The following is a 20,970-nucleotide window of genomic DNA, read 5'->3' on the forward strand; positions in this document are numbered from 1 at the left end:
AGGAGTAGCAGTGGCGGACGAGTCGATCGAATCGTTGAGCGCGACCGGGCGCGTGGAACAGGCGAGGGAGGCGGATCTCGAGAAGATCCTCGACGAGGATATTCGCGCTTGCCTCGATGACGACACCAAGGTGCACCGCGGCGATTTGAGGATCGATGGAGACCTCGGCATCGACAGCGGCGCGCTCATCGTAATCGGGAACCTTTCGGCGACAGGCTCGGTCGCCACCGACGAGACCGGCAGTCTCATCGTGACCGGCTCGCTCGAGTGCAGGCATCTGTACCTCGAGGGCAATCTCGAGATTCAGGGAAACGCGACGATGCGAGGCGTCGTCTACGGCTTCTACGAAGCGGGGATCTCCGGGGTGTGCGGGACGACGAAAGCCAAGGTCGGCCTGATCGGGAATCACTGCTGGGAGTGCCAGAACGAGGAGTACGAGGTCGGAGGCACGTTCTCGAACTTCCACGCGGGAAGCTTCACCGGCGATCCAGAAACGCTCCGCCAGGTGGTCGGCGAACGTGCCTTCCAGGGTCTCGGCATGTTGCTCGGCTTGACTCAGGAAGAGCCGAACGAACGAAACTCCGCATGGGGGCTCTCGCTATTTCGCGATATGTGACTCGTGCTCGGTGATGCCCTCGACGGTCTCGGCAACCAGCTGGTCCAACGCGACCGCCGCGTCGACGTCGTGCAGTCGGAGCTCACCACGAGTGCCTCCATCGAGTCTCGTTGCGCCGGGCGCGTTCTCGCTCACGCTCTAGCGGTCGGTGCCGTCCGCTCGAACGGGGCGTGCCTGTACGCGGGGGCAAGCGGCGGACCGCTACCGAGCTGTAGACCGGCTCGATGACGTGCGTGACGCCGCGCCGGACCCAAGTGTCGCGGCGCCGCCGGGATCGGGTCGCGCGATGCCGCACGGCTCAGCGCCAGCGGGCGTGGCGCGGGAACAGCGCCCGACCCGCCTCGTGGGCGACCTCGATGAGAACGCGTGCCAGTCGGGCGGTGTCGAGCGCGGGTCGCTCACCGCTGACCTGTCCGGACAGCGACAGCGCGGCCACCGCGGCGCCGCGTCCGCGCACCGGCACGGCCACGCACGCGATGCCGTTGACCGACTCCTCGTTGTCCACGGCGACACCCTGACGGTGCCGGATCCGGTTCAGTTCCCGGTGCAATTCGCCTCTGTCGCACACGGTTCGGGCGGTGAGCTGGGGCATCCGGTCACGGAACGACGCTTCGACGATGCTGGGTTCCAGCGTCGCGAGCAGCGCCTTGCCCAGCGCCGTGCTGTGCGCGGGCATGCGGCCGCCGAGCCTGGTCGGGATGGTCGCGGCCAAGCGTCCACCCGCCTTGTCGAGATACAGCACCTCGCGCCCGTCGAGCACGCCGAGGTGTCCGACCATCCCGGTGCGCTGACACAGGTCGTGCAGCAGCGGGCTCACCACATCGCGAATCTCGTTGTGGTCGGCGGCGAGTCCGCCGAGTTCCAGGGTGCGCATGCCGAGCCGGTAGCCGCCAGGGGCGTGCGCGAGCCAGCGCAGGCGGATCATCTGATCCAGGATGCGGTGCACGGTGGAGCGGGGCAGCCCGGTGCGTTCGGCGAGGCCGAGCAGCGTCAAAGTCGGTGTCGCGCCGTCGAACGCATCTAGGATCAGCGTCATTCGTTCGATCATCGACACCGGCGGCTGGGCCGGCTTGGCGGTCGCACGACCCGTACCCGTCCACTCGCCGGACTCGGGATGGGTCAGCATCTCGACCGTCATGGCTCACCTCCATTGTGTAGCGCATCAAGCTTAGAAGTATTTCGATTAGGCATGTGCATTTTAGGCACAAGCGCATGTGTCTCCCATCACAGTGCCGCGCCGGCGTCGACCCTGAATCCCGGAAACTACGGAGATCGGTACGGATCTTCTCGGTAGCCGGAACCCGTGCTTGACACTCCGGGCACCCCACCGCCTACGGTCATGACGAAACGGAATATTTCTAGTCGAAACTAGGAGCACCATGGCCGTCGATCTCGACTTCAAGGCCGTCCTGGGCCGGTTCTGCACCGGCATCACCGCGATCACGGCGCTCGCCGACGATCAGCCGCTCGGCTTCGCCTGCCAGTCCTTTTCCTCGCTGTCGCTGGATCCGCCCGCGGTCGCCCTGTTCCCGGCCCGCACGTCCACCACGTGGCCGCGCATCCGCGAGGTCGGCCGGTTCTGCGTCAACATCCTGGCCCACGACCAGGAAGACGTGTGCAGGCAGCTGGGCCGCAGCGGCCAGGACAAGTTCGCCGATCTGCGCTGGCGCCGCTCCCCCAACGGCTCGCCACTGCTGGAGGGCTCGATCGCCTGGATCGACTGCACCCTCGACCGCGAGGTCGACGGCGGCGACCACACCATCGTCGTCGCGCACGTCACCGAGCTGAGCGAGCAGCGCGAGGCGGCGCCGCTGCTGTTCTACCGGTCCGGCTACGAACGGCTCGCGGTGGTGTGAGCGTCCTCCCGATCAGTGGGACCACGCCTACCGGCGCCGCGAGCGCCGTCACAGCATCGAAATAGCCCGGAACGACATAGGCCTGAGCGAAATACCTCTGGAGGACCCGACATCATGAGCACGGCGAACACCGACGATCAGGTGCGCGTGATCGACACCGGCGCCCCGCCCACCCGCTACGCGCGCGGCTGGCACTGCCTCGGCCTCGCCGACAGCTTCCGCGACGGCAAGCCGCACACCATCACCGCGTTCGGCACCGAACTGGTGGTCTTCGCGGGCGCCGACGGCAAGCTCAACGTGCTCGACGCCTACTGCAGGCACATGGGCGGCAACCTCGGCGACGGCACCATCAAGGGTGACACCATCGCCTGCCCGTTCCACGACTGGCGTTGGAAGGGTAACGGCCGCTGCGCCGCGATCCCCTACGCGCGCCGGGTGCCGCCGCTGGCCCGCACCAAGGCGTGGACCACCCTCGAACAGAACCGGCAGCTGTTCGTCTGGCACGACCCCGAGGGCAACCCGCCGCCGGAAGACATCACCATCCCGCGCATCGAGGGCGCGTTCAGCGACGAGTGGAGCGACTGGACCTGGAACCAGATCGTCATCGACGGCGCGAACTGCCGAGAGGTCATCGACAACGTCGTCGACATGGCGCACTTCTTCTACGTGCACTTCGCCTTCCCGACCTACTTCAAGAACGTCTTCGAGGGCCACATCGCCAGCCAGTACATGACCTCCATCGGCCGCGAGGACATGCAGGGCGAACTGGCCAAGGAGGCGGGCGGCAAGAACGTGCTGCACTCCGAGGCGCACTACTACGGCCCCTCCTACATGATCGACAACCTGATCAACGAGTCCAACGGCCAGCGGGTGGAGGCGGTGCTGATCAACTGCCACTACCCGGTGACCCCGACCAAGTTCGTGCTCCAGTACGGCGCGATCGTGAAGAAGCTGCCCGGTCTCGCGCCGGAGGAGGCCGATGCGATGGCGGTGCGGTTCGCGGGCGGGCTCGGCCGCGGCTTCGAGCAGGACGTGGCGATCTGGAAGCGCAAGACCCGCATCGACAACCCGCTGCTGTGCGAGGAGGACGGGCCGGTCTACCAGCTGCGCCGCTGGTACGAGCAGTTCTACCGGGACGTCGCGGAGGTGGACGAGAAGATGACCGACCGTTTCGAATTCGAGGTCGACACCGCCCGCGCGATCACCGCGTGGGAGGCCGAGGTCGCCGAGAACCTGGCCGCCCAGCGCGCCGGCAGCGGTGCCTGAGCGGAGCGCCATGGATGCCGTCATCTGTCAGGCCTGCGGAAACCGGGTCGCCGTAGTCAAATTCAGTCCGGCGCACACCAGCGTGCAGTGGTCCGCCGCGGCGGCGGGCAACTGCGCCGAGCTGCGCGGCAACGGCAGTCCGGTGGCCGGGTGCGCCGCACTGCGCCGCAGCATCGACAACGCGGTCATCGCGGGCGCGCTCGGGCTCAGCACCCGAGAGCAGGATCTGCTGTGAGTATCCGGTTGCGCGTCGCACGGGTGATCGCCGAGACCGCCGACGCGGTGTCGCTGGAGCTGGTCGCCGAGGGCCGACGTCCCACGTACCGGCCCGGCCAGTTCCTCACGCTGCGTATCCCCAGCGACCGCACCGGGTCGGTGGCGCGCTCGTACTCGCTGTCCAGCGCACCGCACGAGGACGGGCCGCTGAAAGTGACCGTGAAGCGGACCAAGGGCGGGTACGGCTCGAACTGGTTGTGCGACAACGCCGCCGAGGGCATGGAGCTCGAAAGCCTGCCCCCGGCGGGCGTGTTCACACCGGCCTCGCTCGACGACGACCTGCTGTTGCTCGCGGCGGGCAGCGGCATCACGCCGGTGCTCTCCATCGCGAAATCCGCGCTGGCACAGGGCAGTGGCCGCTGCACCCTCGTCTACGCCAACAGGGACGAGCGCTCGGTGATCTTCGCCGCCGAGCTGGCCGAGCTTGCGCGCGCGCACCCCGAACGGCTGACGGTGGTGCACTGGCTGGAGACCGTGCAGGGCCTGCCCACCGCTGCTCAGCTGCGGACGTTGATCGAACCGTGGGCCGACCACGCCGTGTTCGTCTGCGGCCCGGAGCCTTTCATGGACGCCGTCGAGTGGGCGGCGACCGAGCTCGGCGTCGACCGCGTGCACTCGGAGCGATTCGTCTCGATCACCGGCGACCCGTTCGCCCCGGTGCCCACCGCGGACGACTCGGCCGAGGACGCCGCCGCCGTCACCGTCGAGATCGACGGCGAGACACACGAATTCGGCTGGCCGCGCGAGACCGTGCTGCTGGATGTGCTGCTCGCCCGCGGCGTCGAGGCGCCGTACTCGTGCCGGGAAGGCGCGTGCAGCGCGTGCGTGTGCCGCCTGCGCGACGGCGAGGTGAAGATGCTGCGCAACGACGTTTTGGAGAAAGAAGACCTGGCCGACGGCTATGTGCTCGCCTGCCAGGCGATTCCGGTCACCGACACGGTCCGGATCACCTATGACTGAGGAGAACCACCCCATGGCTGTCATCAGCTCGCTCGGTTATGTGCAGGTCGCCGTCAGCGATCCGCACGCCTGGCGCACCTTCGCCTTCGACGTGATGGGCTTCGCCGAGGGCAGCGGCCCGGATCCGGACGCGATCTACCTGCGGATGGACGAGCGCGGCGCCCGCTTGGTGCTGGTTCCGGCCGACACCGACAAGGTGCTCGCCGTCGGCTGGGAGGTCCGCGATCATCGGGCGCTGGCCGCCGCGCGCGACGCGGTGCGGGCGGCGGGGATCGAGGTGACCACGCTCTCGGTCGAGGAGGCCGACGCGCGCCGCGTCGAGGAGGCGATCGCGTTCACCGATCCGGCGGGCACGCCCGTCGAGGTGTTCCACGGTCCGGTGCTCGACCACAGCCCGGTGGTGTCCCAGCACGGAAACCGTTTCGTCACAGAAGGACTCGGCCTCGGACACGTCGTGCTTCCGGTGCCGGACCTGGACGTCGCGTTCCGCTTCTACACCGACGTGCTCGGCTTCCTGCCGCGCGGTGCGTTCCGGCTGCCGACCCCGCCGGAGTACGGCCCGATGCGGGTGCGGTTCCTCGGCGTCAACCAGCGCCACCACAGCCTGGCGCTGATCCCGTCCGGCGGGAAGGAGAGCTCCGGCCTGGTGCACATCATGGTCGAGGTCGACGCACTCGACGACGTGGGCCGCGCGCTGGACCGGGTCGGCAAGGCCGGCTACCACCTGTCCTCCACCCTCGGCAGGCACACCAACGACAAGATGATCTCCTTCTACGTCCGCACCCCGGGCGGCTGGGATCTGGAATTCGGCACCGAGGGGCTGCTGGTGGACGAATCCACCTACACCGCGGAGGAGATCACCGCGGACAGCTACTGGGGCCACGACTGGTCGCGCTGACTCGCGCGAACCCGAAGTCAGGACAACTGAATTGAGCGACACCGCATCGACCGGACCCACCAGGTTCGGTTTCTTCCTCGCCCCGTACCATCCGCTCACCGGCAACCCCACGCTACAACTCCAGCGCGACCTGGAGTTGGTGGAGCTGGCCGACCGGCTCGGTTACGCGGAAGCCTGGGTCGGCGAACATCATTCGGCCGGGCTGGAGATCATCGCGGCGCCCGAGATGTTCCTCGCCGCCGCGGCGCAGCGCACCAGCCGGATCCGGCTCGGCACCGGTGTGAACTCGCTGCCCTATCACCAGCCGTTGATGCTCGCCGACCGGCTCTGCCTGCTCGACCACCTCACCATGGGCCGCACCATGATGGGCGTCGGCCCCGGCCAGCTGGCCACCGACGCGGCCATGCTGGGGATCGACCCGGTGCGGCAGCGCGACATGATGCACGAGTCCATGGCCGTGCTCGTGCGGCTGCTGCGCGGGGAGACGGTGACCGCCGAAACCGACTGGTATCGGCTCGGCGAGGCGCGGCTGCAGCTGCTCCCCTACCAGTCCGGCGGCATGGAAATGGCTGTGGCGTCGACCATTTCGCCCTCGGGTGCGGTGCTGGCCGGTCGGCACGGCGCCGGGCTGCTTTCGCTGGCCGCCTCGGATCCCAGCGGCTACGAGGCGCTGGTGCCGAACTGGAAGGTCTACGAGAAGACCCTGCTCGAGCACGGGCACGCGGTGGACCGGTCGCGGTGGCGGCTGGTCGCGCCGATGCACCTCGCCGAGACGCGGGAGCAGGCGATGCGGGACGCCGAGTGGGGCGTCGAGCACCTGGTCGACTACATCGAGAAGCTCAGTGGCCGGACCGCGCCGTGGGGGCAGTCGCCGCGAGATGCCGTGCGGCAGTGGGTCGGTGAGGGCTTCCCTGCCTTCGGCCGCGCCACCATCGGCACACCGGACGACGCGATCGCCACCATCGAGAAGCTGACCGAACAGTCCGGCGGCTTCGGGACCTTCTTGCTGCTCGGGCTCAACGTGGCGGACTGGGAGGCGACTCAGCGTTCGGCGCGACTGTTCGCCGAGCACGTGATTCCGCATTTCACCCAGGCGAATCGCAACCGGGTCGCCTCCCTCGAGTGGGCGAACGCCAACAGCGAGCGCATGATCGGCGGTCTGCAGGCGGGCATCCAGAGCGCCTTCGACAAACACGGGAAGACGCTGGCCGCCGCGCTCGGCACCGATGAGGAGAGCCGCTGATGCGCGCGGTGGTGATGCGGGATCGCCGTCTGGTCGTCGACGAGGTCGCCGATCCGGTGCCCGGACCCGGCCAGGTGCTGGTGGAGACGGTGGCCTGCGGGATCTGTGGATCCGACAAGCAGGCACTGGATTTCACCGACGAGTTCCTCCAGGCCTCGCGCGACAGCGGGGTACCGACCTTCGAGTTCGACCCGGGCCGTGACGTGGTGCTCGGCCACGAGATCGCGGCCCGGGTGGTCTCGGCCGGGCCGGACACCCCGCACGAACCCGGACAGCTCGTGGTCGCCCTGCCGTGGGCGGTCGACCACGCGGGGCAGATCCACGGCGTCGGATTCTCCAACGAGTTCCCCGGCGGTTACGGGGAGCGGATGGTCTTGCAGGCCATGGCGCTCGAACCGATCCCCTCGCATGTCCCGCCGCACGTCGCCGCGCTGACCGAGCCGCTCGCGGTCGGCTTCGGCAACGTGGCGCGCACCGGGATCGGAGCGTCTGGATCCGGCATCGTGATCGGTTGCGGCCCTGTCGGTTTGGGCGCGGTCGCCGCGCTGGCCGAACGGGGTGTCGCGCCCATCGTCGCCTCCGATCCGTCGAAACTGCGGCGCGACACCGCCTTACGCCTCGGCGCGCACCGCGTCGTCGATCCCGCGGTGGCCGACCCGATCGACGTGTGGCGTGCAGCCGCCGCACCCGGTCAGCTCCTGCACATCTGGGTGTGCGCCGCAGTGCCCGGCCTGATCAACGACCTGATGTACAAGGCGCCGCGCCAGACCACCATCCTGCAGATCGGTGCGGTGATGACCGACGACGTGATCCGCCCTATCGTCGGCATCTACAAGGACATCTCGTTGCAGATGTGCATGGTCTATCCGCACGAGGAGTACGCGAAGACCCTCACCCGCATCGCCGACGGCACCCTCGACGCGGCGTCGCTCATCACCGACCAGGTGGGGCTGGACGGCGTGGCGAACGCCATCGACGCCCTCCGCAATCCGGACGAGCACATTCAGATCCTGGTCCGCCCGGATTTGTGAGAGGGGCCGTGCGTCGGGCCCACCCACCTCTGCCCGGGCCCGACGCACGCATGGCGCAGCGGTTCCGCCGGCTTGGATCAGCCGTTTCTCGTAGTCAGTTGCCGTACTGCTTGGTTTCGGGTCGTTCGATCATGATCCCGTGAGCCGGTTCCTCGGCGACCGGCCGATGCTCGACTCCGCGGGGAACGACGAAGATTTCGCCGGGGTGGAGCGTCACCGACTCGCCGTCTTGCAATTCGATGCGGAAGGTTCCGCTCCAGCACAGGAACAGCTCGTCCTCGTCGTGGTGGTGCCAGGGGAACGCGCCGTGGAAGCGGGCGATGCGCACCACGGCGTCGTTGGCCGTTGCCAGGTCCCTCGGTTGCCACGGTCCGGTCAGGTCGTCGACGACATCGGTGATGGAGATCTTGCTCATGGCTTCATCCTCACGGCGGCAGGGTGGTGGTCCTAGAGCCAATCGGGGCAGAATGGTTTGCGTATGGAGCCAATCGAACTTGCCGACCGGCTCGGTCGGTGGTCCGCCGACCGCGGACCGTTGTATCTGTTGCTTGCCGGGCGATTGCGGACGTTGATCGACGACGGTGAGCTGCCGTCAGGCACGCGGTTGCCACCCGACCGCAGGCTGGCGAAAACGCTCGCGGTGGGGCGCAGCACGGTTGTGGCGGCCTATGACCTGCTCAGTGTGGAGGGTCGGGTGGTGCGCAGGCAGGGCAGCGGCACCCGGGTCGCGGGACCCGCAGCGCTCCCCGCGCGGGAAACCACCCATTCTCCGGCCTTTCTGCAGCTGCTGGAGCCGGAGGCCGATGTCATCGCGCTCGCCTGTGCCGCCCCCGCGACGCCGCCGCCCGAAGTCGCTCAGGCGTATCAGCACATCCTGCCCGACCTCGCCGCGGCCGACCGCGACATCGGCTACCGGCCGACCGGGCATCCACTGTTGCGCAGGATGATCGCCGAGCGTTATCGGGCACGTGGCGTGCCGACCGATCCGGAGCAGATTCTCGTCACCGGCGGTGGGCAGCAGGCGCTGTCCTTGCTCGCCCAAGCACTGCTCCGGCCCGGCGACCGGGTTCTGGTGGAGGCGCCGACCTATCCCGGTGCGCTGGAGGCGTTTCGGGAGGTCGCGGCGGTCCCGAGGACAGGTCCGGTCGGCCTCGGCGCGGTGATCCCAGCGGCGCTCGCCTATGTCGTGGCGACCCACCAGAACCCCACGGGCGCGGTGCTTTCCGCGCTGGCCCGGCGGACGCTCGTCGAGTCTGCGAGAACAGCCGGGGTGCCGCTGATCGATGACGAGGTGCTGACGGAGCTCGGATTTCCCGGCACCGATCCGCCGCCACCGCCGTTGGCCGCCTTCGACGAGTCCGTGATATCCATCGGTTCGCTCAGCAAGATCGTCTGGGGCGGCCTGCGTGTCGGCTGGGTGCGGGCGCCGATCCCGGTGATCGCCCGGCTGGCTCGGCTGCGCGCCGTGCACGATCTCGGCGGCAACATCCCCGCTCAGTTGGCCGCCGCCTGGCTGCTTCGCGATCTGGACGCGCTGCGTGAACGAATCACGCGGCAGCGCAAGGAAAGCCACGACACCCTGGTGACCGAGCTGACCGAGCGCCTACCGGAATGGGAGGTCCCTCCGGTGTCCGGCGGTCAGACCCTGTGGATCCGCCTGCCCCACGGGGACGGCACCTCGTTCGCCCAGCGCGCCCTGCGACACGGTGTCGCGATCCTGCCCGGCGCCGGCCTCGACGCCTCCGGCGGCAGCATCGATCACGTCCGCGTCAGCTTCGTCGCCGACCCCGCCGACCTCCGCGAAGCCGCACGCCGCCTGGCCGAGGCATGGCGAACCTACGAACCACCCGACCACCCCGCCCCAGGATCACCCCCACTGGCCGTCTAGACCGACATGACATGTCGGCTGAATTTCGATTGACGGGCATGCCACAGTGAATCTTCATGGGACACAACGGCAACGATGCGGACACGCTCCGTCGCATGGCCGGTCTGGCGACACCGATGGCCTTGCGGGTCGCGGTGACCATTGGTCTGCCGGACCGGCTCCTCGGAAACGGCGCCGCCGCCGCGGAACTCGCGGTCGAACTCGGCGTCGCACCGGTCGCGCTCGACCTCCTGCTCGGCCATCTGACGACACTCGGGGTCGTCGAACCGACAGCCACCGGTTACCGGACCACCGAGTTCGGCGCGAATCTGTGCGCCGATGCCGACAACGGTTTCACCAACATCCTGCTGCACTTGGGCTCCGCGGCCGGCCGCGCCGAACTGGCCCTGGTAGAGCTCGCCCACAGCATCGCCACCGGCCGAGCGGCCTACCCACGCCGCTACGGTCGAGACTTCTGGGCCGACCTCGCCGAAAACCCGCACCTGCGTGAGTCGTTCGACCGGCAGATGACCCTGCGGTTCCAGGAGCAGATCCCGCGACTCGTCGCCGGTTTCGACTGGTCTCGATTCACCACCGTCGTCGACGTCGGTGGTGGCCGAGGAACCCTGCTCGCCGCGATCCTGCTGGCGCACACCGGCATTCGCGGCCATCTGATCGATCTCGCACCCACCGCGACCGAGGCCCGCCGCACCTTCAGCGCTCATGGCCTCGGCGACCGAACCGAAGTGACCGCGGGCAGCTTCTTCGACACCCTCCCGGCCGGGGCGGACGCCTATCTGCTGTCCGACATCCTGCACGACTGGGACGACGAGCACGCCCACCGCATCCTCGCCCGATGCGCCGAAGCCGTCAACCCGGCCGGTCGCGTCCTCGTCATCGAACCGGTGGGAGGGCGGCGAGCCAGTACCGAAATGGACCTGGCGATGCTCGCGATCTACGGCGGCCGCGAACGCCGCATCGATGAGTTCCGCACGCTCGCCGCCGCACACGGCCTGGTCCTCGATACCGTGACCGAGCCGACCGACCAACGCTGCCTTCTCGAATTCCGGCTTCTGGAGTGCCGCACCGCTCAGGCCGGGGTGGCCTCCCATTCGAACCCGTCCGGGTCGACGAATTCCCCGAGGCCGCTGCCGATGACGAGCCGGTGTGAGCCGGTGCCCTCCGGGGCGACGCCGGCGTCCTTGGCGGCGGCGCGGCGGCCGTAGAGTGCCAGCTTGACCGAGGACGGTGGGGTGTCGAACTCTACGTACTTGCTGCCGAAGCTCTTTCCCACGGTCAGGCCGCGGTCGATGTAGAACTGCTTGGTGGTTTTGACGTTGTCGACGCCGAACAGCACCACGAAATCGTCGATCTCGCGGGTGGCGGGGCCGGTGTCCTTCTTCGCCGACGTGGCGATCTTCCAAATCGCGCCGTCCGGCGCCTGGATGACGCCGCCATAGCCCCAGAAGCTCTTCTTGGCCGGCTTCAGCGTGGTCGCGCCCGCGTCGAGGGCGGTGCCGATGAGGCTGTCGACGGTGCTCGGCTGGGACACGACGAGCGAGAGGATGAAGCCGCGGAAGCCGGTCGTCGGCGCCTCCGAGGCGCGGAATCGCACCTTGTCGCCGAGACCGAACGCAGCGTCGTAGTAGGTCGCGGCGGCCGTCGGGTCGGGCACCTCGAGGATGACGGCGTCGATGGTGGTCTGTTCAGTGGTGCTGTTCATGGCGACAACGCTAGTTGCGGCCCGCTGACCAGCGCTTCTCGATTCCTGACCGGTTCGACTACCCAGCGGCATCGGCCAGACGGACTGCCTGCGTGGCGCCGCGCCACCAGAACGCCGGGGTTTGGCCTGTCGTCCCGTCGCGGATCGGCTTCCTTCCGCCCGTCAGGGCACCGGCAACCGCGAACACCCGTCGGTGGACACCGACTGTCGCAGCGCCTCGTACAGCCAATCATGCGCGCGCCCAACGCTAATCGGCGTGCCGATCAGCGTCTCGGTGAGCGTCCAGTAGCGGGCGATGCGTCGATCGGCGTCGGTCGCGCCGACCAGCAACTGTCGCCGGAAGTCCGGGGTGTCGCGGGCCCTTCGGGCCTCGGCGTGGGCGGCGACGAAGCGGTCGAGTTCGGGACCCGGGCGCGGGCGTTCTCCGGACGGCAGCACCTCGATCACCGCACCACAAGCTTCCCCGACGCCGTCCAGCAGCCCGCGCCGGTCCCGCACCGAACCGGAGCGCCAGATCTGTTGCCGCACCGCGGCATACATCGACCGATCCGCGACGAGCGCGATCATCTCGGCGTAAGCGAGAACCTGCTCCACCGCCGGATCGGCGGGCGGCGGCGGGATGTCCATCGACACGAGCCCGTCGAACTGCTCGGCCGCCATCGGCGCCAGAATCTCGCGCCAGAAACGCACCAGCGAGTCGTGGGCGGCCCCGCCGTCCGCCGCGCCCGCGAGGATGGCGAGTGCCGCCGCGCGCTCGCCGGGAGCCGCCGCCTCGACGGCACGCAAAGACGCACGCCGCCAAGACAGTTCGCGAACCGAACGCTCCACGGCGGCCCGCTCCTCGGCCACCGCATCGTCCAAGGACCGGCGTCCGTTCAAGACATCGCCGATGACCACGAGCCCCAACCCGAGCGCCCGCAGCCTGCGAATCGCCGTCACCCGCTCGATCGCCGCGCCCGCGTCGAACATCCGATGACCACCGGTGCTGCGCCGCGCCGCCACCAGCCCCTCGTCGCAATAGAACCGGACGGTGCGCACGGAAAGTCCCGTCGCCTCGGCCAATTCGCCGATAGCGATCTCGCGCCGCCGCGTGTCTCCGCTCACAGTCCCTTGCACCTCCACCCGACTGGAGTTCCTACCGTACGCGCGGGCCGAACCCACGGACCCGTACGGAAGGAGAACGATGACGGAGAACATCTGGCGCGCCGTCGCCCGCGAACGCGCCGAACTGGCCGACATGCTCGCGGCGATACCGGAATCCGCGTGGCAGCGGCCGTCGCTGTGCGCGGGCTGGCGGATCGCGGATGTCGTCGCGCACGTGGTGCTGTCGAGCAGAGTGACGCTCGGCGTGCTCGCGGTGAATATGATCCGCGCCCGCGGCGACATCGACAGGATGATCCGCGACACCGCTATCCGGCTCGCCGATCGATCGACGCCACCGGAACTGCTCGCCCGGCTCCGCGCCACCGTCGATCACCGATACACCGCGGCAGGCACCACCCCCACCGACCGGCTGATGGACCTGTTGGTGCACGGCCAGGACATCGCCGTTCCGCTCGGCCTGTCCCGCGAGATGCCCGTTGCGGCAGCGCGTATCTCACTCGATCGGGTGTGGACGATGGGCCGGACGTTCCAGGCGGCACGGCGCTTCTCCGGCTACCGCCTCACCGCGACCGACACCGGCTGGCAACGCGGCGACGGACCCGAGATCGAAGGACCGGTCTCCGCGCTGCTGCTGCTCGCGACCGGACGCGAAGTGGCGCTCGACCGGCTGGCCGGACCCGGTGTCCCCGGCTTGGCCGCTCGGCTACGACAGTGACCCCGAGGTCGGCCGCCGGACCTATGCCGAGGACTTCTCTTCGGCCAGGGCCAGCAACCATTCCCGTGTATAACGCTCGGCGAGAAGAGGCAGGAAATTGTCGAAGGCGGCGCCGTCTGCCATATGGTCGTACGCGGCTTGCAGGAACTGTTCGATCGCGGCATCGGGCGCGACCCCTTCGAACTCCTTTTCCAAGCGGGCCGCGGCGGTCTGCAAAGCGTGCCGCTGGTCGAGGGACGGTTCGGCGGGGCGATCGGCGGGCACGGGTGTCTCGGTCACGGCTCCTCCTCGTGACGGGGATGTGCACGGCAGGGGCGCGGATCTCTTCCGCACCCGCGTGTCGGTTACCCATTCGGACAGCGCGGATTCACACGGAAGACGAATGAGAACACGTTCTTGTCCAGCCGGTGACGCCGTGCCAGGCTGAGCGGATGGATCTCGCCGCCGTCGAAGCCGTGCGCCAGCTGAAGTACCGATACTTCCGGACCTTGGATCTCAAGCTCTGGGCGGAGTTCGCCGACACCCTCGCCGTCGACGCGGTCGGGCGGTACGGCACGCACGCGCTCGGCGAGCCGCTCGTCCTGGACGGCCGCGAAGCGATCACCGACTTCATGCGCCAGAACGTCGGACCCACCGTCCTCACCGTGCACATCGCCAACCACCCCGAGATCAGCGTCGACGGCGACACCGCGACGGGCTCGTGGGCCTTCGAGGACACCGTCATCGCCACCGAGTACGGCGTGTTGATCCGCGGCGCGGGGTATTACTCCGATCGCTACCGTCGCGACGCCGACGGGCAGTGGCGCATCACCGAGACCGGCTACCGACGGATCTACGAGTCGAGCCAGTCGCTCGCCGATACACCGAGTCACCGACTGCTCAGCAACATGTGGGCCGACAAGGCCTGAGTCGCCTCCGAACGCGCGGAAACCGGACCAATACGCCCCGGTAGCGCGGCAACCGCTTGCGGCGGCGGCGATTACGCGGAATAGTCCGTTCGGATACTCACCAGAAAGGTCCCACGATGGCAAACCGGTTCCGGCGGCGATCGTCGCGCGCGTTGGCGCTCGCCGCGGTCGCCCTGTCGCTACTCGCGCCGACCGCTGGGGCCGCCGATACCGGGCCGCTGGCCTACATCCCGGTCGCGGGCGAGGGCGCGGTGGTCGTGGTCGACACCGCGACCGACCGGATCGTCGGCCGAGTCGAAGGAGTCGGACCGCAGGCGTCCGCGGTGACCGCCTCGCGGGACGGACAGCATCTCTACGTTCAGGCGTTCAATCCCCCGTTCGTCGGCGCCGACGACATAGCTGTCATCGACCGAGCGACCGACCGCGTTACCGCCCGCATCCCGATCAGCGGCACCGACGGCATGACACGACCGATCACCGATCCGGTCCGGGACCTCGTCTACGTCGTCACCGCTCGCCCGTCCATCGACGTGCTGAGCACCACGTCCAACACGCTGGTCCGCTCGATGCCGCTGCCGTCGCTCGCGCTCGCCGCCGCCATCGCGCCGGACGGTGAACGCCTCTACGCGGTGTTCGCCGATTCGACCGCGGCCGCGTTCGACCCCGAGAGCGGATTCCAGCTCGGCGAACGCATTCAGATCGACGGCTCGGTGCCCGCGTTCGCCGCGGTCTCCCCCGACGGCCGCAAGCTGTACGCGATGAACGCGCTCGGCGACAACGTCTCGGTGATCGACACGGCGTCCTGGCAGCGGCTCGGCGCCATCGCGCTCCCGGCGGGCAGCGCCCCGGTGTCGGGCGCGTTCAGTCCCGACGGTGATCGGCTGCTGGTGGCCACGCCGGGCGTGAACGCGGTCCAGGTCGTCGACGTGGCGACCGATCGCGTGACGGACAGGGTCCCGGTGGACGCGCCGGTCTCGGTCGGCTTCACCGCCGACGGCGCCAAGCTCTACGTGGGCAGCCTCGGCCCGCAGTCCGCACCGGTCGTCTCGCCCATCGCCGGATTCGATCCGGCCTCGCTGCTCCAGCCCCTCGTGCGGGCGAGCAACCGGCCGAGCTCGGTGATCCCGTTCGACGCGGACGCGCTGCGGCCGAGCGGTTCGCCCATCGCCACCGGCGCGGCTCCCGGCGCGGGCGCCTTCCCGAACTGAGTCCGCCCCGTCCGGCCGGTTCCTGCGGATAGTCTCGTCGGAGACCATCGAGGAGGCGACGGGTGCCCGCAATCCCGCTGATCGGCCGGGACCATCCGGCGGCGCTGCTGCGGGAAACGCTGCGCCGCACGGTGTCCAGTCACGGCGGTTTGGTGCTGGTGTCCGGCGAGGCGGGAATCGGCAAGACCGCGCTCGTCACCGAGGTCGTCGGCGAGTTCGGATCGGACGCGGCGCTGGTGCTCACCGCGACGGCGTGGCAGGGCGACGGCACGCCCGGTTTCTGGCCGTGGGTCCAGGTTCTGCGCGGTCTGCGTCGGGTGGCGACGCCCGGGCAGTGGGCGGCGGTCGACGATGCCGCTGGCAACGCGCTGTCCCATCTGATCGGCGAGTCCCGCGAGGACACACCGGCGAGCGCTTCGCTGTTCCGCATCGGTGACGCGGTGTCCGAGGCGCTGCTCGCCGCCTGTGCCGTGCGACCGGTCTTCGTGGTGATCGATGATCTGCACCGTGCCGATCCCGCCTCGCTCGAAGTTCTCGCGTTCGTCGCGCGGCACCTGTGGTTCGAGCGGCTCGCCCTCGTCGCCACGGTGCGCGACACCGAACTCGCCACGGACGATCACCCGCTGCGCACGGTGTTCGGCGAGTTGTCGGCCGCCGCGCACACCATCGAGCTGACCGGTTTGGACGCCGAGCAGATCGGCGCGTTGGTCGCCGCGCTGACCGGACAGCGTCCGCCGGAGCGGATCGTCGCCGCGCTGCGTGACCTCACCGGAGGCAATCCGTTCCTGATCGAACAGGCGACACGGCTGTGGGCCGCGGGCAATCCCCTCGACAGCCTCACACCCGGTGTTCGACAGACCCTCGACGCGCGCCTCGCGCCGCTGCCCGCCGCGGCGGTGGACGCGCTGACCACCGCGGCGCTGCTCGGCCGCGAGTTCACCGCCGCGGCCCTCGCCGCGAGCACCGGCCGCGCCGATTCCGCCGATCTGTTGGCGATCGCCGTGCGTGCCCGGCTGGTGACCGACGACGAGGACCGCTACGCCTTCGCCCACGACCTGATCCGCGAGACCCTGCTCGCCCGCCTCGATCCGGCCGAGACCAGGGCGCGGCACGCGGCGATACTCGCGGCGCTGGAACGTCTTCCGCGTGCGGTGTCCGGCGCGACGACCGGCGATCTCGCCCATCACGCGCACTGCGCGGGTGACGCGGTCGACCCCGAGCGCACGCTGCGCTACCTGCTCGCGGCCGCACACGACGCCTGCGGACGACTCGCCGCGCGCGAGGTCGCCACCCACTACGCGCACGCACTCGAACTCGTTCCGGCCGCCGACACCGAGCTGCGCGGCCGTATCGCCCTCGGACTCGCCGCCGCGCACCGTGATGCGGGCGAGCTGGTCGCGGCCCGGCGTACCTACGACAGCCTGCTCGCCACGGCGGACACCGCGCCGGAGCTGTTCGCGCGCGCCGCGCTCGGTAGGCACGAGCTCGGCATGCCCGATCCGGAACGCGAGGCCGAGCACGAGATCGACCTCATGGAGCGCGCGCACGAACTGCTGCTGACCCAACGTCCGCGCACCGATCCCCTCGCGGTGCGGGTGCTGGCCGCTGGCACCAGGGTGCGTGTGCACACCGGCACGGCGCGGCACGACGCCGTGGACCGGGTCAGCGCCGAAACACTCACGCTGGCCCGCGAATCCGGCGACGACACCGCCCTTGCCGATGCACTACTCGCCCGCCACGACGCCATCTGGCAGCCAGGCACCGCGCGCGAACGCCTCGCTCTCGCAGACGAACTCGGCGCTCTCGGCCACGGGGACGCGGCATTGCAGGCCGGGCTGCTGCGCTTCGCCGCACTGCTCGAGCTGGGCGATCCTCGCGCACACACCGAATTGGCCGATCTCACGGCGCGAGCCGAACGCGCGCGCTCGCCGCGCTATCGTTTCGTCGCGCTGTCGCGCATCGGCGCGTTGGCGATGGTGCGCGGTCGTTTCGCGGAGGCACGCATCGCGATCGACGACGCGTACGCGCTGGGCGCTCGACTCGGCGAGGTCGATTTGGTGCCGCTATGGCTCGAACAACGCTGGACCCTGGCGCTTTTCACCGACGAGCTGGACGAGGCCGAATCACTCGTCGGCCGCTACCGCGAGCTCGCGGGCGACTACACGGCGGTGCCGGAGCTGATCACCGCCGCCCGCCGCGGCGACACCGAGCGGGTGGCGCGCCGGGCCGCCGACATCGAATCGCTGTACCGGGTCTATCCCCGGCATTTCCACGCGGGCATCCTCGTCGCCCAAGCGCACGCCGCAGTGGTCCTCGACGACGCCGAACTGCGAGACACGGTGTGCGCCAGGCTTATTTCGTACGAGCACTACTGGGCGGTGGTAGCGGGCGGCGGCGCGGTGTACGGGCCCTACGCTTACTGGCTCGGACGCGTCTGCTTGGCCGCAGGCGACACCCTCATCGCCGCCGAGCACTTCGAGACCGCCGCCGAGCTCGCGCACCGGCTGCGGGCCCAACCGTGGCTGGACGCCGCGCGCGATCAGCTGCGGCTGCTCTCGCACCGGCAGCCTCAGGCCACGCCGGAACCGAAACCCCAGCCGGACAACGCGTTCCGCTTCGACGGCGCTGTCTGGGTGTTGCGGTTCGACGGACGGACCGCGCACCTGCCCGACGCCAAAGGACTGCGCGATCTGCACGTCCTGGTCGGGCATCCCGGACAGGACATCCCGTCCCTGGAGTTGTCCAGCGCACCCGACAAGGGCATCGTGCGGGCGGCGGCCGCGCTCGGTTCCGACCCGGTGCTCGACGACCGGGCCAAGGCGTCGTATCGGCGGCGGTTGAGCACCCTGGACGCCGAGATCGACCGCGCCACCGAACTCGGCCACGACGACCGGGCCGCCGAGCTGGATCGCGAGCGCGCGGCCCTGCTCGACGAACTGCGCCGCGCCGCGGGACTCGCCGGACGCACCCGCAAGCTCGGCGACGACGCAGAGCGGGCGCGTAAGACGGTGTCGGCCCGCATCCGCGACGCGCTGCGCCGCCTCGACGGCGTGCATCCCGAGCTGGCCGAGCACCTGCGCGCCTGCGTCTCGCTCGGCCTGGTCTGCCGCTACCAACCGCAGCGCGAGATCCGCTGGACGTTGTGATCCAGCATCGCTGGATTCGATCCAGCGCCTTACGGGTGAGACCGAAAGGAGCGCACCATGCGCCAGATCGCACCCGAACTGTGGCAGACCGAGACATTGAGCCCGTTCCCCGGCCTGACCACCAACGCCTACCTGTGGACCACGCCGGAGGGCAACGTGCTGTTCTACAACACCACCCTCGCCGCCGAATTCGATCGAATGGCCGAACTCGGCGGCGTGGCACACCAGTACCTCAGCCACCGCGACGAGATCGCGTCCTCGCTGGCCACGGTCCGCGACCGGTTCGGCGCCCGGTTGCACGTGCACAAGGCCGACGCGGGCGAGGTCACCCAGACCACCGTCGACGACCCGTTCGACAGCAGGCACATCGCGTTCGCCGGGCTCGAGGTCATCCCCACCCCCGGTCACACCGTCGGCAGCGCCAGCTACCTGGCCACCATCTCCGGCAAGCGGTACCTGTTCACCGGCGACACGCTCGTCCTCGGCGAGAACGGTTGGTGGGCAGGGTATCTGGAGGGACACAGCGACCGCGAGACGCTGCTCGCCAGCCTCGACGTCCTGGCCGAACTCACCCCGGATGTCGTCGTGTCCAGCGCGTTCATGGGGGAATCGGGCGTGACCGAGCTGGGTGATCGGCCGTGGGCCGATTGCGTTGACGAGGCGCGGCGGGGGTTGGTCGGCAACGCGAGGTGATGGCCTCGGCCTCGACGCCGGCCTGGGTCCGTGGGCAACGTCGGCGCCGGCCTGAACGGTCATCTGGCGCGGCCGGAGACGCCGGTGCCGGCCTCGGCGGCACGTCCATATTTGGGTCCACTTTCGGACCGCTGGCGCTGGACGGGTGGTCACCGAGGCCGCATGCTGCAAGGTATGTCGTCCTTAGCGCCCGAGGAATTCCGTTCCGAGACCACCTATCTCAACACCGCCTCGCACGGACTTCCCCCGCAACGGGCGCTGACCGCACTGGCCCGGGTCAACGCCCGCTGGGCCGCGGGAAGGGGCGCGCCGATGGCCGACGACGCGCTGGTGCCCGAACTGCGCGCGAAGTTCGCCCGGCTGCTGACAGGAGCGCACCCGGACCACATCGCGCTGGGCAGCGGCGTGGCGGGACTCATCGGTCCGGTGGCCGCCGCGCTCGCCCCCGGCACGGAGGTGCTGCTCGCGGTAGGCGAATTCTCCTCGGTGTCCATGCCTTTCGTGCACCGCGGCGATCTGAGGGTGCGGATGGTTCCGCTGGACGAGCTGGCCGCGCAGGTGCGGCCGGAGACCGCGCTGGTGGCGGTGAGCGTCGTGCAGTCCGCCGACGGCCGAATCACCGATCTGACCGAACTGCGCGCCGCCACCGCGGCGCACGGGGCCCGGCTACTGGTCGACGCAACCCAGGCCGCCGGTTGGCTCCCGCTGAACTTCGCCGCCGCCGACTATTGGGTCTGCGCGACCTTCAAATGGCTGATCGGCGCGCGTAGCGTGGCGTTCTTCGCCGCAGCACCCGAGGCCGCCGCTGGACTGCATCCGATCGGCCCGAGCTGGTACGCGGCCGAGGACCGGTGGGCCGAGCTCTACGACCCGCGCGCCCTTGCCGCCACCACCCGCCGCTTCGACGCGACCCCCGACTGGTTGGGCGTCGTCGCCGCATCGGCCGGTCTGAGCCTGATCGAGGAGCTGACCGTCGAAAAGATCAACGCGCACAACCTCGATCTGGCCGACCGCTTCCGCGCGGGCCTCATCGAGCTCGGTCGCGAGCCGGTGCCCGGGCGGTCGGCGATCGTCGCGGTCCCCGGCGCGGCCGACCTCGCACCGCGGCTCGAAGCTGGGGACGTCATCGCGTCGGCCCGTGCGGGCGCGTTGCGGTTCGCGTTCCATCTCTACAACGACGAAACCGACGTGGACCGTGCACTGAATGCCCTCGAGCCGTGATCGCTCACGGCACACCTGCCCCGCGCGCGGCCGGGGCGAAGGCCGTCTTCACAAAGCTTTCACACGCTTCACAGAGGTTATAGCTTCTGTGAAGCGTGTGGAACGTGTGTGGAGACGGTTCCGCGGACGGAAGTCTGGGTCGATTCGTGGCAGTGGTGCACGAAGGGGGTGTGCCGAGAGGAATTCTGTTTGCTGCCGCACGCTCTGTAGCGACGGAGTTGGAGGCATGCTTACAGTCT

21 protein-coding genes and 1 pseudogene are annotated in these 20,970 nt (G+C 69.5%); 16 read left to right on the plus strand and 6 right to left on the minus strand.

The genetic code is table 11. From position 1 onward, the window contains the following. The first annotated feature begins 10 nt into the window (after positions 1-10). On the plus strand, positions 11-616 hold the full coding sequence (locus NAM01S_RS02675; RefSeq protein WP_067778633.1) for a bactofilin family protein: 606 nt from the start codon (positions 11-13) through the stop codon (positions 614-616). On the opposite strand, the gene NAM01S_RS34695 is transcribed toward NAM01S_RS02675, so the two are convergent. Both NAM01S_RS34695 and NAM01S_RS02680 read right to left on the minus strand, forming a co-directional pair. Next, positions 599-751: a hypothetical protein gene (locus NAM01S_RS34695; RefSeq protein ID WP_157107567.1), complete on the minus strand. Its 153-nt coding sequence runs from the start codon at positions 749-751 to the stop codon at positions 599-601. The two genes, NAM01S_RS02675 and NAM01S_RS34695, sit on opposite strands and share 18 nt — an antisense overlap. Positions 752-914: 163 nt before the next feature. After that, positions 915-1,754, minus strand: coding sequence for an IclR family transcriptional regulator (locus NAM01S_RS02680; protein WP_067778636.1), 840 nt, complete (start codon positions 1,752-1,754; stop codon positions 915-917). A gap of 241 nt (positions 1,755-1,995) precedes the next feature. Between NAM01S_RS02680 and NAM01S_RS02685 the strand changes: the two genes are divergently transcribed. The 7 genes from NAM01S_RS02685 (at position 1,996) to NAM01S_RS02715 (ending at position 8,146) form a co-directional block, all read left to right on the plus strand. Next, entirely contained in the window at positions 1,996-2,472 is a 477-nt protein-coding gene (locus NAM01S_RS02685) for a flavin reductase family protein (RefSeq protein ID WP_067778638.1), read from the plus strand. A 114-nt stretch (positions 2,473-2,586) separates the two neighbouring features. Beyond that, the gene (locus NAM01S_RS02690) at positions 2,587-3,738 is read left to right on the plus strand and encodes a 3-ketosteroid-9-alpha-monooxygenase, oxygenase component (RefSeq protein WP_067778640.1); all 1,152 of its coding nucleotides are present in this window, start codon (positions 2,587-2,589) and stop codon (positions 3,736-3,738) included. Positions 3,739-3,748: 10 nt separating this feature from the next. Beyond that, positions 3,749-3,973 carry a hypothetical protein gene (locus tag NAM01S_RS02695; protein WP_067778643.1) on the plus strand — a complete coding sequence of 75 codons (225 nt, stop codon included), beginning with the start codon at positions 3,749-3,751 and terminating at the stop codon, positions 3,971-3,973. After that, entirely contained in the window at positions 3,970-4,974 is a 1,005-nt protein-coding gene (locus tag NAM01S_RS02700; RefSeq protein WP_067778646.1) for a ferredoxin--NADP reductase, read from the plus strand. The genes NAM01S_RS02695 and NAM01S_RS02700 overlap by 4 nt, the downstream gene beginning before the upstream one ends. Before the next feature lie 13 nt (positions 4,975-4,987). After that, positions 4,988-5,872, plus strand: a complete 885-nt coding sequence (locus NAM01S_RS02705) for a VOC family protein (RefSeq protein WP_067778648.1) — start codon at positions 4,988-4,990, stop codon at positions 5,870-5,872. A 31-nt stretch (positions 5,873-5,903) separates the two neighbouring features. Further along, a complete protein-coding gene (locus NAM01S_RS02710) occupies positions 5,904-7,115 on the plus strand; it encodes an LLM class flavin-dependent oxidoreductase (protein ID WP_067778650.1) in 1,212 nt (403 codons plus the stop codon). Further along, positions 7,115-8,146 (plus strand): zinc-binding dehydrogenase, encoded by a 1,032-nt coding sequence (locus tag NAM01S_RS02715; protein WP_067778652.1) that lies wholly within the window; start codon positions 7,115-7,117, stop codon positions 8,144-8,146. The genes NAM01S_RS02710 and NAM01S_RS02715 overlap by 1 nt, the downstream gene beginning before the upstream one ends. 94 nt (positions 8,147-8,240) lie before the next feature. Here the strand turns inward: NAM01S_RS02715 and NAM01S_RS02720 are convergent, their stop codons facing one another. After that, positions 8,241-8,561 carry a cupin domain-containing protein gene (locus NAM01S_RS02720; RefSeq protein ID WP_067778655.1) on the minus strand — a complete coding sequence of 107 codons (321 nt, stop codon included), beginning with the start codon at positions 8,559-8,561 and terminating at the stop codon, positions 8,241-8,243. A gap of 63 nt (positions 8,562-8,624) precedes the next feature. Here NAM01S_RS02720 and NAM01S_RS02725 point away from each other — a divergent pair, with 63 nt between their 5' ends. Both NAM01S_RS02725 and NAM01S_RS37140 read left to right on the plus strand, forming a co-directional pair. Beyond that, positions 8,625-10,034 (plus strand): aminotransferase-like domain-containing protein, encoded by a 1,410-nt coding sequence (locus tag NAM01S_RS02725; protein ID WP_067778658.1) that lies wholly within the window; start codon positions 8,625-8,627, stop codon positions 10,032-10,034. A gap of 116 nt (positions 10,035-10,150) precedes the next feature. Beyond that, positions 10,151-10,966 (plus strand): annotated as a pseudogene (locus NAM01S_RS37140) (methyltransferase); the annotation flags it as partial. Positions 10,967-11,103: 137 nt separating this feature from the next. Here NAM01S_RS37140 and NAM01S_RS02735 read toward each other — a convergent pair. Both NAM01S_RS02735 and NAM01S_RS02740 read right to left on the minus strand, forming a co-directional pair. Continuing rightward, positions 11,104-11,736 carry a VOC family protein gene (locus NAM01S_RS02735; protein WP_067778661.1) on the minus strand — a complete coding sequence of 211 codons (633 nt, stop codon included), beginning with the start codon at positions 11,734-11,736 and terminating at the stop codon, positions 11,104-11,106. 162 nt (positions 11,737-11,898) lie between these two features. Beyond that, a complete protein-coding gene (locus tag NAM01S_RS02740) occupies positions 11,899-12,840 on the minus strand; it encodes a MerR family transcriptional regulator (protein WP_067779008.1) in 942 nt (313 codons plus the stop codon). A gap of 79 nt (positions 12,841-12,919) precedes the next feature. Between NAM01S_RS02740 and NAM01S_RS02745 the strand changes: the two genes are divergently transcribed. Then, entirely contained in the window at positions 12,920-13,555 is a 636-nt protein-coding gene (locus tag NAM01S_RS02745; RefSeq protein ID WP_067778665.1) for a maleylpyruvate isomerase family mycothiol-dependent enzyme, read from the plus strand. 21 nt (positions 13,556-13,576) lie between these two features. On the opposite strand, the gene NAM01S_RS02750 is transcribed toward NAM01S_RS02745, so the two are convergent. Continuing rightward, positions 13,577-13,834 (minus strand): three-helix bundle dimerization domain-containing protein, encoded by a 258-nt coding sequence (locus NAM01S_RS02750; protein WP_097243449.1) that lies wholly within the window; start codon positions 13,832-13,834, stop codon positions 13,577-13,579. Between the two features lie 152 nt (positions 13,835-13,986). On the opposite strand from NAM01S_RS02750, the gene NAM01S_RS02755 reads away from it, so the two are divergent. From NAM01S_RS02755 to NAM01S_RS02775, 5 genes are all read left to right on the plus strand, one after another. Next, on the plus strand, positions 13,987-14,463 hold the full coding sequence (locus NAM01S_RS02755; RefSeq protein WP_067778671.1) for a nuclear transport factor 2 family protein: 477 nt from the start codon (positions 13,987-13,989) through the stop codon (positions 14,461-14,463). A gap of 116 nt (positions 14,464-14,579) precedes the next feature. Next, positions 14,580-15,671: a YncE family protein gene (locus NAM01S_RS02760; RefSeq protein WP_067778674.1), complete on the plus strand. Its 1,092-nt coding sequence runs from the start codon at positions 14,580-14,582 to the stop codon at positions 15,669-15,671. 62 nt (positions 15,672-15,733) lie between these two features. Further along, on the plus strand, positions 15,734-18,817 hold the full coding sequence (locus tag NAM01S_RS02765) for an ATP-binding protein (RefSeq protein ID WP_067778677.1): 3,084 nt from the start codon (positions 15,734-15,736) through the stop codon (positions 18,815-18,817). Positions 18,818-18,874: 57 nt separating this feature from the next. Then, a complete protein-coding gene (locus NAM01S_RS02770; RefSeq protein WP_067778680.1) occupies positions 18,875-19,510 on the plus strand; it encodes an MBL fold metallo-hydrolase in 636 nt (211 codons plus the stop codon). A 174-nt stretch (positions 19,511-19,684) separates the two neighbouring features. Then, a complete protein-coding gene (locus tag NAM01S_RS02775) occupies positions 19,685-20,731 on the plus strand; it encodes an aminotransferase class V-fold PLP-dependent enzyme (RefSeq protein ID WP_067779011.1) in 1,047 nt (348 codons plus the stop codon). Positions 20,732-20,970 lie beyond the last annotated feature (239 nt).

This window comes from Nocardia amikacinitolerans NBRC 108937 (assembly GCF_001612615.1).
GTDB lineage: Bacteria > Actinomycetota > Actinomycetes > Mycobacteriales > Mycobacteriaceae > Nocardia > Nocardia amikacinitolerans.

Coding starts and splice junctions, on each gene's coding strand:
- NAM01S_RS02680 (WP_067778636.1), bottom strand. CDS start 1,754: ATGACGGTCGAGATGCTGACCCATCCCGAGTCCGGCGAGTGGACGGGT.
- NAM01S_RS02685 (WP_067778638.1), top strand. CDS start 1,996: ATGGCCGTCGATCTCGACTTCAAGGCCGTCCTGGGCCGGTTCTGCACC.
- NAM01S_RS02690 (WP_067778640.1), top strand. CDS start 2,587: ATGAGCACGGCGAACACCGACGATCAGGTGCGCGTGATCGACACCGGC.
- NAM01S_RS02695 (WP_067778643.1), top strand. CDS start 3,749: ATGGATGCCGTCATCTGTCAGGCCTGCGGAAACCGGGTCGCCGTAGTC.
- NAM01S_RS02705 (WP_067778648.1), top strand. CDS start 4,988: ATGGCTGTCATCAGCTCGCTCGGTTATGTGCAGGTCGCCGTCAGCGAT.
- NAM01S_RS02715 (WP_067778652.1), top strand. CDS start 7,115: ATGCGCGCGGTGGTGATGCGGGATCGCCGTCTGGTCGTCGACGAGGTC.
- NAM01S_RS02720 (WP_067778655.1), bottom strand. CDS start 8,561: ATGAGCAAGATCTCCATCACCGATGTCGTCGACGACCTGACCGGACCG.
- NAM01S_RS02725 (WP_067778658.1), top strand. CDS start 8,625: ATGGAGCCAATCGAACTTGCCGACCGGCTCGGTCGGTGGTCCGCCGAC.
- NAM01S_RS02735 (WP_067778661.1), bottom strand. CDS start 11,736: ATGAACAGCACCACTGAACAGACCACCATCGACGCCGTCATCCTCGAG.
- NAM01S_RS02745 (WP_067778665.1), top strand. CDS start 12,920: ATGACGGAGAACATCTGGCGCGCCGTCGCCCGCGAACGCGCCGAACTG.
- NAM01S_RS02755 (WP_067778671.1), top strand. CDS start 13,987: ATGGATCTCGCCGCCGTCGAAGCCGTGCGCCAGCTGAAGTACCGATAC.
- NAM01S_RS02760 (WP_067778674.1), top strand. CDS start 14,580: ATGGCAAACCGGTTCCGGCGGCGATCGTCGCGCGCGTTGGCGCTCGCC.
- NAM01S_RS02770 (WP_067778680.1), top strand. CDS start 18,875: ATGCGCCAGATCGCACCCGAACTGTGGCAGACCGAGACATTGAGCCCG.
- NAM01S_RS02775 (WP_067779011.1), top strand. CDS start 19,685: ATGTCGTCCTTAGCGCCCGAGGAATTCCGTTCCGAGACCACCTATCTC.